This is a genomic window from Bacillus sp. CCNWLW194 (assembly GCF_037120585.1).
Classification (GTDB): domain Bacteria; phylum Bacillota; class Bacilli; order Bacillales; family Bacillaceae_G; genus Bacillus_A; species Bacillus_A basilensis.
On record NZ_JBBBBL010000004.1, the window covers coordinates 259,155 to 272,232 of the forward strand.

General features: G+C 31.1%; 19 protein-coding genes. 9 read left to right on the top strand and 10 right to left on the bottom strand.

Annotation, left to right across the window (positions count from 1 at the left end; all coding sequences use genetic code 11):
- The first annotated feature begins 147 nt into the window (after positions 1–147).
- The 7 genes from V7S50_RS10925 (at position 148) to V7S50_RS10955 (ending at position 3,929) form a co-directional block, all read left to right on the top strand.
- Positions 148–411, top strand: a complete 264-nt coding sequence (locus V7S50_RS10925; protein ID WP_336376004.1) for a hypothetical protein — start codon at positions 148–150, stop codon at positions 409–411.
- Positions 412–769: 358 nt separating this feature from the next.
- Positions 770–1,552, top strand: a complete 783-nt coding sequence (locus V7S50_RS10930; protein WP_000256069.1) for a type II toxin-antitoxin system SpoIISA family toxin — start codon at positions 770–772, stop codon at positions 1,550–1,552.
- A gap of 41 nt (positions 1,553–1,593) precedes the next feature.
- A complete protein-coding gene (locus V7S50_RS10935; protein WP_001038517.1) occupies positions 1,594–1,773 on the top strand; it encodes a hypothetical protein in 180 nt (59 codons plus the stop codon).
- A gap of 73 nt (positions 1,774–1,846) precedes the next feature.
- Entirely contained in the window at positions 1,847–2,137 is a 291-nt protein-coding gene (locus V7S50_RS10940; protein WP_061662499.1) for a hypothetical protein, read from the top strand.
- Positions 2,138–2,183: 46 nt separating this feature from the next.
- Entirely contained in the window at positions 2,184–2,321 is a 138-nt protein-coding gene (locus V7S50_RS10945) for a hypothetical protein (protein ID WP_336584252.1), read from the top strand.
- A gap of 336 nt (positions 2,322–2,657) precedes the next feature.
- Positions 2,658–3,206 (top strand): site-2 protease family protein, encoded by a 549-nt coding sequence (locus V7S50_RS10950; protein ID WP_336376426.1) that lies wholly within the window; start codon positions 2,658–2,660, stop codon positions 3,204–3,206.
- A gap of 498 nt (positions 3,207–3,704) precedes the next feature.
- Positions 3,705–3,929, top strand: a complete 225-nt coding sequence (locus tag V7S50_RS10955) for a hypothetical protein (RefSeq protein ID WP_144536697.1) — start codon at positions 3,705–3,707, stop codon at positions 3,927–3,929.
- A 480-nt stretch (positions 3,930–4,409) separates the two neighbouring features.
- Here V7S50_RS10955 and V7S50_RS10960 read toward each other — a convergent pair whose 3' ends face one another.
- From V7S50_RS10960 to V7S50_RS10975, 4 genes are all read right to left on the bottom strand, one after another.
- Positions 4,410–5,576 carry a tyrosine-type recombinase/integrase gene (locus tag V7S50_RS10960; protein ID WP_336376002.1) on the bottom strand — a complete coding sequence of 389 codons (1,167 nt, stop codon included), beginning with the start codon at positions 5,574–5,576 and terminating at the stop codon, positions 4,410–4,412.
- Between the two features lie 31 nt (positions 5,577–5,607).
- Positions 5,608–6,261, bottom strand: coding sequence for a hypothetical protein (locus V7S50_RS10965; RefSeq protein WP_336376001.1), 654 nt, complete (start codon positions 6,259–6,261; stop codon positions 5,608–5,610).
- Positions 6,262–6,703: 442 nt separating this feature from the next.
- Complete coding sequence (locus V7S50_RS10970) at positions 6,704–7,525, bottom strand: asparagine synthase-related protein (protein WP_336376000.1); 822 nt, start codon at positions 7,523–7,525, stop codon at positions 6,704–6,706.
- A gap of 120 nt (positions 7,526–7,645) precedes the next feature.
- Positions 7,646–8,083: a hypothetical protein gene (locus tag V7S50_RS10975; protein WP_336375999.1), complete on the bottom strand. Its 438-nt coding sequence runs from the start codon at positions 8,081–8,083 to the stop codon at positions 7,646–7,648.
- A gap of 196 nt (positions 8,084–8,279) precedes the next feature.
- Here V7S50_RS10975 and V7S50_RS10980 point away from each other — a divergent pair, with 196 nt between their 5' ends.
- Positions 8,280–8,624, top strand: coding sequence for an LCI fold-containing protein (locus V7S50_RS10980; protein ID WP_336375998.1), 345 nt, complete (start codon positions 8,280–8,282; stop codon positions 8,622–8,624).
- A gap of 90 nt (positions 8,625–8,714) precedes the next feature.
- Here V7S50_RS10980 and V7S50_RS10985 read toward each other — a convergent pair whose 3' ends face one another.
- The 6 genes from V7S50_RS10985 to V7S50_RS11010 all read right to left on the bottom strand — a co-directional run bounded on the left by V7S50_RS10985 (position 8,715) and on the right by V7S50_RS11010 (position 12,313).
- Positions 8,715–9,203, bottom strand: coding sequence for a hypothetical protein (locus V7S50_RS10985; RefSeq protein WP_336375997.1), 489 nt, complete (start codon positions 9,201–9,203; stop codon positions 8,715–8,717).
- A gap of 209 nt (positions 9,204–9,412) precedes the next feature.
- A complete protein-coding gene (locus V7S50_RS10990; protein WP_336375996.1) occupies positions 9,413–10,027 on the bottom strand; it encodes a hypothetical protein in 615 nt (204 codons plus the stop codon).
- Between the two features lie 27 nt (positions 10,028–10,054).
- Positions 10,055–10,330 (bottom strand): hypothetical protein, encoded by a 276-nt coding sequence (locus V7S50_RS10995; protein ID WP_242306323.1) that lies wholly within the window; start codon positions 10,328–10,330, stop codon positions 10,055–10,057.
- Positions 10,331–10,548: 218 nt separating this feature from the next.
- Positions 10,549–11,271, bottom strand: a complete 723-nt coding sequence (locus V7S50_RS11000) for a hypothetical protein (RefSeq protein ID WP_336375995.1) — start codon at positions 11,269–11,271, stop codon at positions 10,549–10,551.
- 47 nt (positions 11,272–11,318) lie between these two features.
- Entirely contained in the window at positions 11,319–11,666 is a 348-nt protein-coding gene (locus tag V7S50_RS11005) for a hypothetical protein (RefSeq protein ID WP_336375994.1), read from the bottom strand.
- A 224-nt stretch (positions 11,667–11,890) separates the two neighbouring features.
- Positions 11,891–12,313: a hypothetical protein gene (locus tag V7S50_RS11010; protein ID WP_336375993.1), complete on the bottom strand. Its 423-nt coding sequence runs from the start codon at positions 12,311–12,313 to the stop codon at positions 11,891–11,893.
- Between the two features lie 176 nt (positions 12,314–12,489).
- Between V7S50_RS11010 and V7S50_RS11015 the strand changes: the two genes are divergently transcribed.
- The gene (locus V7S50_RS11015) at positions 12,490–13,017 is read left to right on the top strand and encodes a hypothetical protein (RefSeq protein WP_336375992.1); all 528 of its coding nucleotides are present in this window, start codon (positions 12,490–12,492) and stop codon (positions 13,015–13,017) included.
- Positions 13,018–13,078 lie beyond the last annotated feature (61 nt).

The following is a 13,078-nucleotide window of genomic DNA, read 5'->3' on the forward strand; positions in this document are numbered from 1 at the left end:
TAAAACTGTCTGTTATTAGGATTAGGGAGTCTTGTTTTTATTTTTATATAGAACTTAAAGTTATTGAGAGAACGGAATCTTTTTTTATGCTATTTATATCGAACTATATGTTATTGAAATGATAGTAAACAATAGGGAGTGATGAGAATGAATATTAAACTGTTAAAAGAAAAAGAAGTTACAATGAATGCTTTGAATGGTTTTGCTAATCAGGCTAAGAAAACAGTGGAGCATTTAAAAAAAGAAAAGGCCCCAAATTTAGTTATAGAAACACTTGTAGAGCAAATGGAGATTGCAGAGAAGTTAGCAGGAGAATTAAACGCTGAAATCTCAGAAGACATTAAAGAAAGAGTCCAACAGAAAATTAATCACGGTGATATAGCTGAATTGAAGTTTGTTCCAGAACAATAGAGTGTATGAAGTATATAAAGAATTTGATGTTATTGAAATTTGTGGAGAAGTTCTCACAGTTATTATGAACTATTTGTTATTAGCATTATAAGGACGCCTTTATTTAGCAAAAACTCATAAAAACTATATGTTATCTATTATTTATTACGAACAATGGCTATTGTAGTCATTGTTTTTATTTTGTCTTTTATTCTCTTATGTATCCGATATAACTTGCTTATAATATATAGATTTAATGAAAAAGGAGTGATAATTTCACAATGTAAAAAAGTTATGTTTTTAAAAAGGATTTTTATTGTTCTGTATCAATTATATGTATGTAGTTGATTTGCTTTTTATTTTAAAGAGGTGATATTGTATGGTTACAGGAATTGGTATTTTTACAGGGTTATTTAAAGTTGGTAGTTTTATAGCAAAGTTTAAATGGATTGTTCCAATATGTTTCTTGGTATATTCATTGTATTTGAGTTGGTTTAAGACATCAGTTTATGAAGAATTAACTCATAATTTGCGAAAAACTTGGTATTTTTTATTGATTTTTGCGATGGGAATTCATTTTAATGCGGTAGGTTTTAATGCGAAAGATTGGCAGGACTATCTATTGTATGTTTCTATTTTTGTATTTGTGGATTTGGCAATTTTTCAAACACCACGAATATCAAAAATATGGGGAACTGAATTAACAGCCATTGAGAAAAATAATAAAGATTTAACGAAAACGATTGAGATGGGCAAAGCAAGAGACGCAAATTTCTCAGCAGTAATTAGAAGTATGAATCCTAATTACTTTAAGCAGGTGGATATGAATACTTCAGCTAAATACTTGAATTCTTTAGGTAGCATTATGAATTTGTATGCTAATTTATGCGATTATAAAATTGATGTTTATCAAAACAATAACCCGCAAGTATTGATGCAACAATTAACGACTCAATATGGAATAAAGATTTCACAAGAGCAGTATGATGAGTTAAATGTTGAAAAAGGGGTGTTACAACCAGAGACGAATATGGTAATGGTAGCTACATCTATTGTCGAAAACATTGTAATCGTAGTAACAAGTCAAAAAAGTATAATGCTTGATAATGACATATCGAATGTATATGACCTTGCTATTATTCATAGTTGGTTAAAAAAATAACTATATGATAGAATAATGGTAAAGGAAGTGGAGGAGATATTATGAACAAAATGATGGTTATTGAAAACGAAAAACAAATAAGAGATTCAAAAACAGAAAATATTCCCTTCTTTTTAAGCAAGGACCCAAACTGTGAGGTTGTTCAAATCCCAACAGCTTTACATACTCAACAATTATTAACTGAAAATAAACGTTTGTTTAGCAAACTTAGAAGACGATAAAAGCATGGTTAATCCATGCTTTTTTCTTTAAATACTTTCAATTATCTAAATGAATAAAGGGAGCTGATTAAATATGGATTCAAGGAAAGATTATCAATTCACAGAGAATGAATTCTTTTTTTTATCTAAAGTGAAACAGCATCCAGTGTTGTCAATTTTATTAAAGGAAAAACCGCAAGTATTGATTCAAATACTTGAGAAATCCGTTCAGGAAGAGATAGTTAATAAATTATCAGAGTTCAATTACCCTGATTATATTCGAAAAGAGAAATTGGAAGCAATTGAAGTACCTATGGCTAAATACACAAGAGAATTAATAGAAAAACAAGAACATGCTATTGATAAATTAAAAGATGGGCTCTAAGAAAATAGATGAAAATGAATTTATATATGATGTAGAAGGTGATGAAATGAAGAAAAAGTTTAAAAGTAATTTATTAAAGGTGAAAACTGTGACGTATGCACCACACCTTAAGAACTTCCCTTCAAAAACACACGAATTAATTGATGAGATAAGGGTTGAAATATTGAAAATGAAAAACAAATAGAAAAGGTGAATTTACATAAGAAAAGAAAAACACTTTTAATGTTGAAAAGGTCTCCAAAAGTTTTGAGCTCGAACCGTTTTGTTATATACAAGTTCATTAACTTAACGTAATCTAAAAGAAGAATGATATTCTTATCAAAAACTATGTGTTATTAGAATGTTTGCGGATTCCGTTCGGTTCTGTATTTTAAAGTAAAAACTAAATGTTATGAACATAACTTCTTGCTAAGAGCAAGGAGTTTTCTTTTTTTATAAGAATACACGCCAAAGTCTATAATAAATAAATTTATAAATTAGGTATTCAATTTGAATTTATTTAGGAGGACGTAACGTGGAAATGATGTCTTATATAGGTCTTACTTTTATTCTAATATGCAAAGTATTCTTTGCAAGTAAATGTGTAGTGCTTATTCATGAATTAGGTCATGCATTTTTTGTCTGTATTACAAGGAATCAAGTCACTGCTATTCAGATAGGTGGAAATAAAAAACTCTTTGAAATCGGTAAACTACAATTCCTTACAGGAACAGGAGGACGTTGTTATTTTGAAATTGATGATTCAAACGAGAGAAAGTTTTTAATGAAAAATCTCATCTCTATAGGTGGTGTTTTATTTACATCTATATTGGCGATAGTTTTAGTCGGAACAGGTTCTTTTGATTTTTATCATTTGGCAGTAGGTATGATAAAAGGGGATATTACGTTTATCGAGTGTGTAACATTGTTTTGTTTCTTGGATTTAAGAAACCTCATACCGAAAACGTTTATAGATAATCAAGTTGAGTATCAAACAGACGGGTATAAAGTCATACAAGATACAAAGTCGTACTTTAGACTGAGAAAGATTAGAAGACTACAAAAGAATATTATGAACTTAGTAAAATGACGAAGAACACGAAAATCCCACCGTGTTCTTCTTTTTTATTGCAAAGACCGTGAATTTTATGTGAGTTGTAAATTTTTTAGTGACAAACTCATAGGAAACAAAGAGAGTCTGCGGGAAATAAGAAGAGTCTACAGGAAATAATGTGTGTTTTTATGAAAAGAGTGTGTGTTTTTAAACTTTCATATAGACGTAATTATTATAAGGGAAGACGAGCTTATTAAGTACACAGACTAATAATTATATCTAACATCGTCTATCATTTGGTGAAACAGGAGGTGTAACGTATGTTGTATACATTAGTAGGGTTGATTTTAATTGCTTTATGTGTTTGGGAAGTGTTGAGAAGTTTCTAAGAGCATAGTGTTTTAGTAGAAGAACCAGTATCTGTATAGGTATTGGTTCTTTTCTATGTAATAGACTGTGTATAAATCTAAAAATGAATGAATCGTAATGATTATGTTCATAATGAGACAAATGTTGATTGGATGAGGTGTCTTTATGAATGCAGAAGAAATGAGAGAAAACTTGCAACCGTATGTAATTGAAAACATGAGAAGGATTGCCTTTCTAAAAAAACAATTGAAAGCAAATAAAGAGAATAAACTTGAAGCAACAAGGATAAGAAATATGATAGAAGCAGAAGTAGAGCAATTAGAGTGTAAAGACTTCTTGATTCGATTGAGCTATGCAATGGAAGAAGCATCGAAGGAAATGGAAGGATAAAAATTTTGAATGGTCGAACCGTTTATCTATATGCAAGAAGTTATTGTGGATGTAATATAGATGTATCGAAACTCTAAGTAGTAGTTAAGTAAGAACTTTTGTTATTGAAAGAAGAGAGCAGAAGACAGAGAATCATTGAAGATAAGTACAAATGTAACTTATTGTTAAGTAAGTCACTCGATTGCTCGCCTATGTTATGTAAAAACTATTTGTTATTATAAGCGAGGAACTGGTAGTATTTTTGAAGCTTGTACAAGGAACTCAGTGTTATTAAAAAATGAAAAGTGCAATAGTAACCATATCAGCAAGTAAACAATTATATAGAACTATTTGTTATTTAAACAACGTTTTTCGTATCGTATGAGTATATTTTATATCTAAACTTTTTGTTATTAAAAAGAGAAGCTTCTATCTTTAGTTACGGAGTTAAGGAAAACTATTTGTTATTTAAAGAAAAAGCAGAGAATTGTCTCTGCTTTTTTACTTTAATTCAGCCATTAAATCATTAACATCCATCCCCAACTTATTTGCAAGTTGTTCTAATTTTGAGAGTTGAATGGACTCGCCTGTTTTTTCCTTGTTTTCATATTCGTAATCAAACTGTTTCATTGACTCAGAGACACGTTCTTGAGAAGGGTCGGCATAAAATCGTCTCGTTGTTTCCGCGGACCCGTGTCCTAACACCTGTGCCGTCAAATACATATCCTGATAGGTATTGTAATGATTTGTTCCAAATGTACGTCTAAAAACGTGTGGTGTTATCTTTATATCTAAACCACTACGAACTCTATATTTCTCCAACATTAAACGCACTGTTCTTTCATTCATCCGTTTTTTATGAAGGGAAACAAATAGGGCCTTTGCATCTTCTTTTTTTACATCGGTTAATTTCTTTCTCTCTACAAGATAAGCTGTTAAATCATCAAGAATCCTTCCTGGCATTGGAATAGCTTGTTCATCTCCACCTTTTCTTATGACCACGAGCATCTGTTTTTCTATATATACATCATCTATATCCAACTGAACCAATTCGGATACTCGAATACCCGTATAAGCCATAGTTAATACCATGATGTAATCTCTAAATTTAACCTTTTTATGAAAGCTTTCTTTTCTTGTGTTTTCAATCTGTACATCTTCCAAAATCGTCTGGAAGAATATCTCTATATCTTGAGGACTCAATCTATTTTTGATTTTCGCTTTCGTTGGTACTTTCATTTCAATACCTGCTGTTACATCTTTTGATAACCGCTTTTGCTTAAATAAATATCCGAAAAATTTATGCAAAGTAGCAAGTTTTCTTGATTTCCCACTGGATGTATTCGTGAATTCTTGTGTGGTTTCTTTACCTTTTGAAGTGAAAAAGGTTTTTGAATAATGTGTTAAGTAATCCATAAAATCAATAATATCTCTATCTCGTAAAGAATCTAAATCTACTGTTGTAATATCCCTGGTATGGTTTGCTGAAACTTTGTTATCGAGCAGAAGAAAATCAAAAAACAGATTCAGGTCTTTAGCATATTCGATACGAGTATTTAATTCTTTTGATGTTTCTAATGAATAAATGAAGTCCACTGCACAGTCAGGAAGAGAGAGGAGCTTTTTTCGTAATTTCTCTTGACGTTTAATTTCAATATCCTTCTTCATGTCTAAACCTCCTCATATTTGTAGAGTTCATCTATTGTTCTTTTTGAATTAACTGTTTGAAATGTGTACCAGAATTTAATCGCTGTATAGCTTCCTTATAAGATGGATGCTTATGGGCAATTCGATTTATATAGTCTCGAATCGTAAGAGAATTTTCATATGTATCAGGAGAGGCATAGTAGATTACTAAGTGATATCCTTTTCCTAATACATATTGCTCTGAAAAACGATTGTTTTTCGATGAATTCCTTATATTTGCAATACCTTTTGCGATTTCTTCTGCACTACTGTTTTTCTGTGATTGTTCCAACATATATTCGAGTTCTAAAATAGGAACGCCTGGGTCTACAATATGTTTTTGGTTTAATACAACAAATGAATGGTGAACAGGATAGGATGGGGTAGGAAAAATCCAACCTGTATAAATCATAGGTTTTAATTCCTTGTAATTTTTCTTAATCAAATCATGAATGGTTTTCGCATTCTCATAACAATTGCCTGTTTCAAAAGTCATATTATGAAATAGCTCATCTAATTTATCGACAGTTTCTACTGGTAAGGGTAGAGTATTGTCATGAAAAAAGCATTTGAGCTTAGATAGATTCGATAGAGGATAGAACTGACTACCAAATTTATATTTATTACCATCTAAAACAAAGCCATTTTTCAGAAATTGCAATTCCATAAAAAATCTCCTTTCGTATTTCAAAATAGTAGGGAAGAGAAGTTGCTTTTAATATCGAGTGAATAAAAATACCAAATCAATGCATTTTCTTACAAAATGTTCGGGGTTTATATTTTAAAAAGTGAATAAAAATAAATAAACACCGAAACTAATAGAAGGGAGAAGACCTCCAAAACTCACGCCATATTAAAAAGATAACGATTCTATTTTTCTATTTCTCATAAAAATATTGTAAAAGTAGGGAGGACGTAATACATACATTTCTCAGTGTAATAATTATCGTTATGTTCATAACTTTTAAAAGTTAAACATCTGAGGAAATTCTTTCCCAACTCTAATATACAATAGAAGCGCAGAAAAAACAAGAACTAATGTTCGTATTTATTCCGAAAAATACTATTTTCGACATATTTTTACAATAGTTGATGATAAAAATAGAGATTCATTTAGAATCTCCATGAATTTCTTTGTATAGATAGTTGTAGAGAGATACGATGGTTTTGAATTGATTGTTACTATTAAGATGGGTAGTTAATAAAGAATCGTGCCATTCCCGAATCCTTGATGCTATCTGATAACTTTCATTTCTTCGATAGAGGTTGTATTTTTCAATGTCCTCTTGATAGGAGAGATAGGCAGGAAGTTTTTGCTTAGGCGAATTCATCTCTTTAAATGTCATTCCTCGTAAATAGTTCTTAAGAGGAATACACTCTTTATAGGGTGCGATAAGTTCTTTATCATGCATTTTTAGCAGTTGTTTGATTTGTTTATAAGAAGAAGTGGAATCGTCTTTCATTCGCTTATCTCTAATCTCATTGAATTGTGATAAATCTTTAGCGTGTTTTGCCATGCTACGAGGTGTTCCATATAGTAGGTCGGCGCAAATTCCAGTTAATACATATTTTTCTTTAATCTGAGGAGCAGTGTATAGAAAAGGATAAATACATTGTATGGCTGTTTTCTTTTTAACATTAAATGTTTCAATGATATATCTAACGTCTGCTTCTAACTGAGTAATTGATACATCTTCAATTGGAATCTCAGTTAATTTTAAATTAAAAATATCTGCTATTCTTCTGCTACATTCTATATCTGAAGAAGTGTAGCTTTTTAGATAGAACGTATAAAGAGTAGGACGGATGCCAATTTCTAAGCAGGATAACAAAAGAGATAAACTATCCATTCCACCACTAAATAAAAGAGCCACGCTATTTTCATTGTATATAGTCTCTTCTAAATACTCGTTTATATATTGTTTTAACATATCAAAAAAACCTCCTAATATCTGTTGTAAATTAAGCTTATACCAGATAGGAAGTAGATTCGATAGCATGTGAGCTTGATGCTGTTTTAGGTTGTCAATTTGTCTGATTGTATGGTTTTGCTATTCTATTGGTTGCAATTGAACCCAATGGTTCCATGAGTAATGTTTTACATGTTTGTAGGGTGCTGTATGTACTGGTAAGATAGATATCTTCGGAATAGAGTGATTAGGGAAAAATTGAGCTAATGTTAAATCGACATAAAACTCATCTTCTATAAGAATCCAAGTGTGATGTTGTTGAGATACATACCCTTCACAAATGCGAATAGTATTAAGTGCAGATTCTTTATTTTCAATTGCCGATGCTAATTTATATAAGATATACATTGTTGCTTGTCTGCAAGCCAAATGAGTTGCTTCTGCATAGGGGACGGATGTACTTCTCTGATACTGTGTAAGAAATTCATCTATATCTATTACAGAGAGTATTTGTGTATATATAGGGTTTTGCCTGATTTGAACATCATGAATGGAAATAAATTCGTTTAGAAAATTCATTTGTATCTCCTTTAAAAAGAGGTTTTATATGTAAGTATTCCCAAGTTAAAAAACATAAATTCTATCTGTCCTGAAATAAAATTCCTAATATTCCCAAAATACAGATAAATATTTCTACAGTTGTAATATATTAACATTAAAGTAAATTGTGTTACAGTTGATATGTAAGTTATAAAACTATCAAGGGGGAATTAGTATGTTTAAGAAATTAGTAGTTGGAACATTAGCAACTGGTATCGCATTAACGGGAGGAATTGGTTCTGCATCGGCAAGTACAGAAGGTGTAGAGAATACAAAGCAAGTGGCACCAATTGTGCAAGAAATCAAAGTGGACAAAAACTACTCATCAACTAATAATGAGTTTAATTTTACTTACACTTGGGACCCAGGTCGTCAAATCTATAAAACTTATGATTTTTACAGACATGATGGTGTGTTTGCAAGTTATTTTGAGAGTGAAGGCATTAAGTGGTACTTTAAAGGGAAAGTTCAAGTATTTTCAGATGGTAGTGCATTAGGTCATTATGAAGGTAGAAAATAAAGTTTAAGAAAAGACACTCAGTTGAGTGTCTTTTTTGACTTGAACCACTTTTAATAAAATTAACTTCATTTTAGTCTATATATGAAGATTTTAAACTTCATCACCTTCAGAAATAAGTTTTACATATAACTCTTTCCAAAGTGATAGTAATTTGTCATCATCCATATCTGAGGGTAACTCTACTCGATAACCTTTTTGTAAATAGCAATCGACATTATCATGAAAATTAAGTTTTAAATTTGTAGCAACTGATTGAACACGTTTTTTTCTTTCTATATCTTCAGTTTCCTTGAACACCAAAACAGGAGCAAAGCTAAACTTAGCATGAGTATGTTCTGATTTTATTCCTGAACAAGAAGATAATGTTTGAAATCCTTTTTGATTTAAAGATTGAACAATAGGGGCAATGCTTTTATCTATTAGTCCAATACTATCTACATGCACTGCATCTCCACCTTGATATAAACCTAATAGTAAATCAATAAAATCCTCATCCGTATTTGGTGGAGCCTGCTTCTTTAGTTCTTTGGCATATTCTTTTACTTGTTCCATGGACTCAAATATATCGTTATTAGCCATAATCAAACTCCTTTCTATCTAACAAATAAAAAAACAAGAGCAAGAATATATCCTGCTCTTGCTAATGTTCTCTCTTTTTTAATTCATTTTTTTAATACCTAATTTATTGTAATCCTTATATTATAGGTTTGGACAATGTAAGTGTTCAATTTCTCATAAAATCATATCACATCTTATGAATCGTGTGGTAATGATATTTAATAGGCTATTTACTTCGTATTACTTGGTTTGTTTGTCGGATGCATGTAACCTTGTTTAAGGTTAGGAATTACTTCATATAAGTCTTCTGCATCGTTTAGTAGTTCTTCAATTTTAGGGATTTGCAAGGCTCTCATTTTGGAATAAAAAGCTTTATCTATCTGAACAAAAGAATAGTAACCTCTATTATCTTTTATTCTGTATAATACGTTATAAAGCTTAAAAGCATGATTTCTATCTTCAGCATCAGAAGAAGGGGTAATATCTTTAATTGATTCCTCAATTTCATTCACATGCGTCTTCATTTCTTGTAAGCGATTAGTTTCCCAATGACTCAAGTCATTTTCCTTTGGGTCTAAAACGCTATTTGTATCCATATGGAAAGGTCTATTTTTATCATTTTCTTCACAGGTTTTACAATGGAAGCTTACAATATGAACGTCCTTAATAGCATAGTCTTTCCAAATTCTCCGATAAATCTCTTGAATAACTATTTGTGGAAGGGCTTCTTGTGTACTGCATTCTACAGAATAACCGTGGTTTTCACCGATTCTTTTTGCAGTTTTATCAATAAATGATTCCCAGGTTACCAGTAGAGTGTTTAATTCTTTTTCATTGCATTCCATAGTAGAACTACCTCATTTCTATGTATCTTATAGTTTCTTTAGTAATTTCGTTAATTTCTCTTTTAATAATTCAGTGGAAGCAGAACTATCACCATACCAACCATTTACATCGCCTTCGTCATAAAGCTCATGCTGTTTTAAATCTTTCGTGTCTACAATATGATAAAAATCAAATTTCTGAATCCATTCGTTCATTTTCACTTCAAATTCTGCTACTGTACTAAATGCAAATAAAAAATCATCGAATCCACCAGAAGGGAAACTTTTATTAAAAGCAAATAGCATAAAACGTTTTTGTTCCATGTTTCTTAACTCCTTATTTTTTCAAGATTGAATTATTTCGTTTTGCTTTACAGGCTTTACAGAATTTACACAGACGAGTTTTTGATTCCTTATCCGTATAATTACCTTTACATATTGCACAAATCTTCATATTGCACCTCATTAGATAAAGAAAGAGACATTTGTATTGAGAATCAACCGATAAATGTCTCTTTCTTATGATTAATTGGTTAAATTGCTTATTTCTTTAGCTTACTGTACAACATTTCCTGTGTTTTTGATGCTCCATGTGGATTTTGCCCTGATTGATTATAAGAAGGATGGTTTGGATGTGCATCAATTAGGTCATTGTAAATTTTACGGCCATCGTTTGGCACACAGACAGTCCCGACATATTCATAGGTTGGAAGAGCTTTTCCGAATGCTCTTGTCTCGGAATTAGGTCGTTTCATATTCTCTATCATAAGTTCAGTTAGTAATTCTCGTTGTTTTTGCATGTCAGTAATTTTTTGTTCATGAATCATTTCTCGTGCTTGCAAGTCTGCAATAAAGGTACTTCCATCAAATAGATATTCATCCTTATAGACTAACCAACAGTGATGAACAGGGCGACTTCCTGATAAAAGCCAACCTACATATGTTTTTACATCTTCTTGGGGAATACCCGCTTCTAAAAGCCCTGCATATACTCGTTCTGTATTTCGATAGCAATATCCAGTCATTAGCTCTTGTTCATCAAAAACCTTCTTAATCGTCTCAAAATGCTCGACTTCAGGTGTTAATGGTTTTGTATTAGAGAAGCAGAAGAAGGCGATTGTACGCTTGTTTGTGAGGGGATACAGCTTAGATGGAACTGTTACATTCCCTTCACGAGATTTAATCATTATTTTATCTTTACGAACCTTTAAATAAGGTGCGTATTGTTCTAAGAATTCTTGTGTAGAAGTATTTAATTGAATCATGTCATAATCCTTTCTGAAAGAGAGTTATTGTTATAGTTTAATTAGAATTACTTACGATTAATTTTTATTTGAATCTCCAATTGGTCACCAACTTGAAGTGTATTCGTGTTCATTTGTTTTAGTAATTCATCCATCATTCGCATATCAAGTAAATGATACGTTGTTTTTATACTTTGGTCAAAGGTTCTACCATCCTTTAAATTCGGTATATTCCCGACCTGTATGTGTAGATTCACAATATTTGAAGATGGCTCCATATAAAATCGTCTTTCAGGAAATTGAACACTTATCTTTGAAAGGGAATCGAGTGCATTCATATAAGATAAGTTATCTTCAATAATTATTTTTTCTATTTTTGTTTCTTCCATGACTCTATATTGTGTATCTGTTTCCATAATCTCATCTCATTTCATTCCTAAGGGTAGAAGCATAATAGTAAAAAAGACACAGCCCATCATTAATAAAATCCGCACTTTATTGGATGATGTAATACGTTTTAAATTAATGTCAGTTATAAATAAAAAGAGCAATATGTTTTGTACTCCATAAATAAGCCACATTAAGAAAGGGTATTGGATACTTATGAATTGCTTATAAGCATACAGTATTTGAATCATGTTTAATACTCCATTTCTTGTTGAATAGCAATCGTTTCAAAACCATCATGACATTTAATTCTCCAACGACATCCAGTAGGAATAGCCACAATTTTAAACGGATTCGTTTTTTCTTCTAATAAATAATCATAGTCATTACTGGCATCTGCCCCAAGGGTTTTGATGGCATCAATGACATCTGTATTTGTACGGAAAGGAATATCATCTGTTTCGTGCTTAAACCAGTTAATATGATAGCCTTCTTTTGCATAGCCAAATTTTGTTTCGGGAGCCTTATAAATAATATCTGCATTAGCATCCAAAGGTTTATGTTCCTCGGTAAAAGTGGTACAAGACCACTTTCGTTCTTTCATTAACCATTGCACAGCTTCAGAAGAAAGAGAAAACACACCATATTTTCTGTATAGAACAATTTCTTTACTCACGCTCTATCACCTCTTTTTTATTAACTATAGTTTACAACAATAATTAAATATTGTAAAATATAATTTACTTAGAAGGGTGTTTTTAACATGAATATTGGTCTTGTCGTCCTACTATAATAAGTAGATTTATAAATGATAGGTGAATTTCAAATTCGTATATACAGGGAGAGACTAAAATGACAAACTTAAAAAAATTACAATTCGTAACAACAAATGGAGAAAATATTGGACTTATTACGGATATTGAGAGTTCTTTACATGCTAATGACAAAAAAATTCATGTATTTGATGATGAAACAGATGCAGAATTCGGAGGATTAGTGGTAAATGAGGAAACTGTTCGATTGTTAACTGAAAAAGAAATTCGAGAGCGATTAGAAGTAATTGAAACTGATTATCAAAAACATGCGTATTTTATTATTGGCTTAAATAACATGAAGAAGCTTGAAGAATATCATATTCCAGAAAATGAATTTGTTCAGCAAGCTCGAATAGATTCTACATATTTCGCAAAAGGATTTAAAACAACACAAAGTGATTTACTAAAGCATAATGGAAAACCATTTACTGTTTTAAGAATGTTAACAGAGGAAGAAGCTGACTTTGAAGATGTTGGCAGAATGTATAAAATTCAATTATCTTCAGGAGAAATCTTAGATGCCTTCGAAGATGAAGTTGTGAACTTTTCCATAGAACAACATTGATATATTAAGGGTTTTCTTCATTTTTATGCATAAAAAACGAACAAGGTAGAGGAGAGAAAAG

Bases quoted from the DNA above. Each gene is read 5' to 3' on its own strand.
- V7S50_RS10925 (WP_336376004.1), top strand. From the start codon at position 148: ATGAATATTAAACTGTTAAAAGAAAAAGAAGTTACAATGAATGCTTTG.
- V7S50_RS10930 (WP_000256069.1), top strand. From the start codon at position 770: ATGGTTACAGGAATTGGTATTTTTACAGGGTTATTTAAAGTTGGTAGT.
- V7S50_RS10935 (WP_001038517.1), top strand. From the start codon at position 1,594: ATGAACAAAATGATGGTTATTGAAAACGAAAAACAAATAAGAGATTCA.
- V7S50_RS10940 (WP_061662499.1), top strand. From the start codon at position 1,847: ATGGATTCAAGGAAAGATTATCAATTCACAGAGAATGAATTCTTTTTT.
- V7S50_RS10945 (WP_336584252.1), top strand. From the start codon at position 2,184: ATGAAGAAAAAGTTTAAAAGTAATTTATTAAAGGTGAAAACTGTGACG.
- V7S50_RS10950 (WP_336376426.1), top strand. From the start codon at position 2,658: ATGATGTCTTATATAGGTCTTACTTTTATTCTAATATGCAAAGTATTC.
- V7S50_RS10955 (WP_144536697.1), top strand. From the start codon at position 3,705: ATGAATGCAGAAGAAATGAGAGAAAACTTGCAACCGTATGTAATTGAA.
- V7S50_RS10960 (WP_336376002.1), bottom strand. From the start codon at position 5,576: ATGAAGAAGGATATTGAAATTAAACGTCAAGAGAAATTACGAAAAAAG.
- V7S50_RS10965 (WP_336376001.1), bottom strand. From the start codon at position 6,261: ATGGAATTGCAATTTCTGAAAAATGGCTTTGTTTTAGATGGTAATAAA.
- V7S50_RS10970 (WP_336376000.1), bottom strand. From the start codon at position 7,525: ATGTTAAAACAATATATAAACGAGTATTTAGAAGAGACTATATACAAT.
- V7S50_RS10975 (WP_336375999.1), bottom strand. From the start codon at position 8,083: ATGAATTTTCTAAACGAATTTATTTCCATTCATGATGTTCAAATCAGG.
- V7S50_RS10980 (WP_336375998.1), top strand. From the start codon at position 8,280: ATGTTTAAGAAATTAGTAGTTGGAACATTAGCAACTGGTATCGCATTA.
- V7S50_RS10985 (WP_336375997.1), bottom strand. From the start codon at position 9,203: ATGGCTAATAACGATATATTTGAGTCCATGGAACAAGTAAAAGAATAT.
- V7S50_RS10990 (WP_336375996.1), bottom strand. From the start codon at position 10,027: ATGGAATGCAATGAAAAAGAATTAAACACTCTACTGGTAACCTGGGAA.
- V7S50_RS10995 (WP_242306323.1), bottom strand. From the start codon at position 10,330: ATGGAACAAAAACGTTTTATGCTATTTGCTTTTAATAAAAGTTTCCCT.
- V7S50_RS11000 (WP_336375995.1), bottom strand. From the start codon at position 11,271: ATGATTCAATTAAATACTTCTACACAAGAATTCTTAGAACAATACGCA.
- V7S50_RS11005 (WP_336375994.1), bottom strand. From the start codon at position 11,666: ATGGAAACAGATACACAATATAGAGTCATGGAAGAAACAAAAATAGAA.
- V7S50_RS11015 (WP_336375992.1), top strand. From the start codon at position 12,490: ATGACAAACTTAAAAAAATTACAATTCGTAACAACAAATGGAGAAAAT.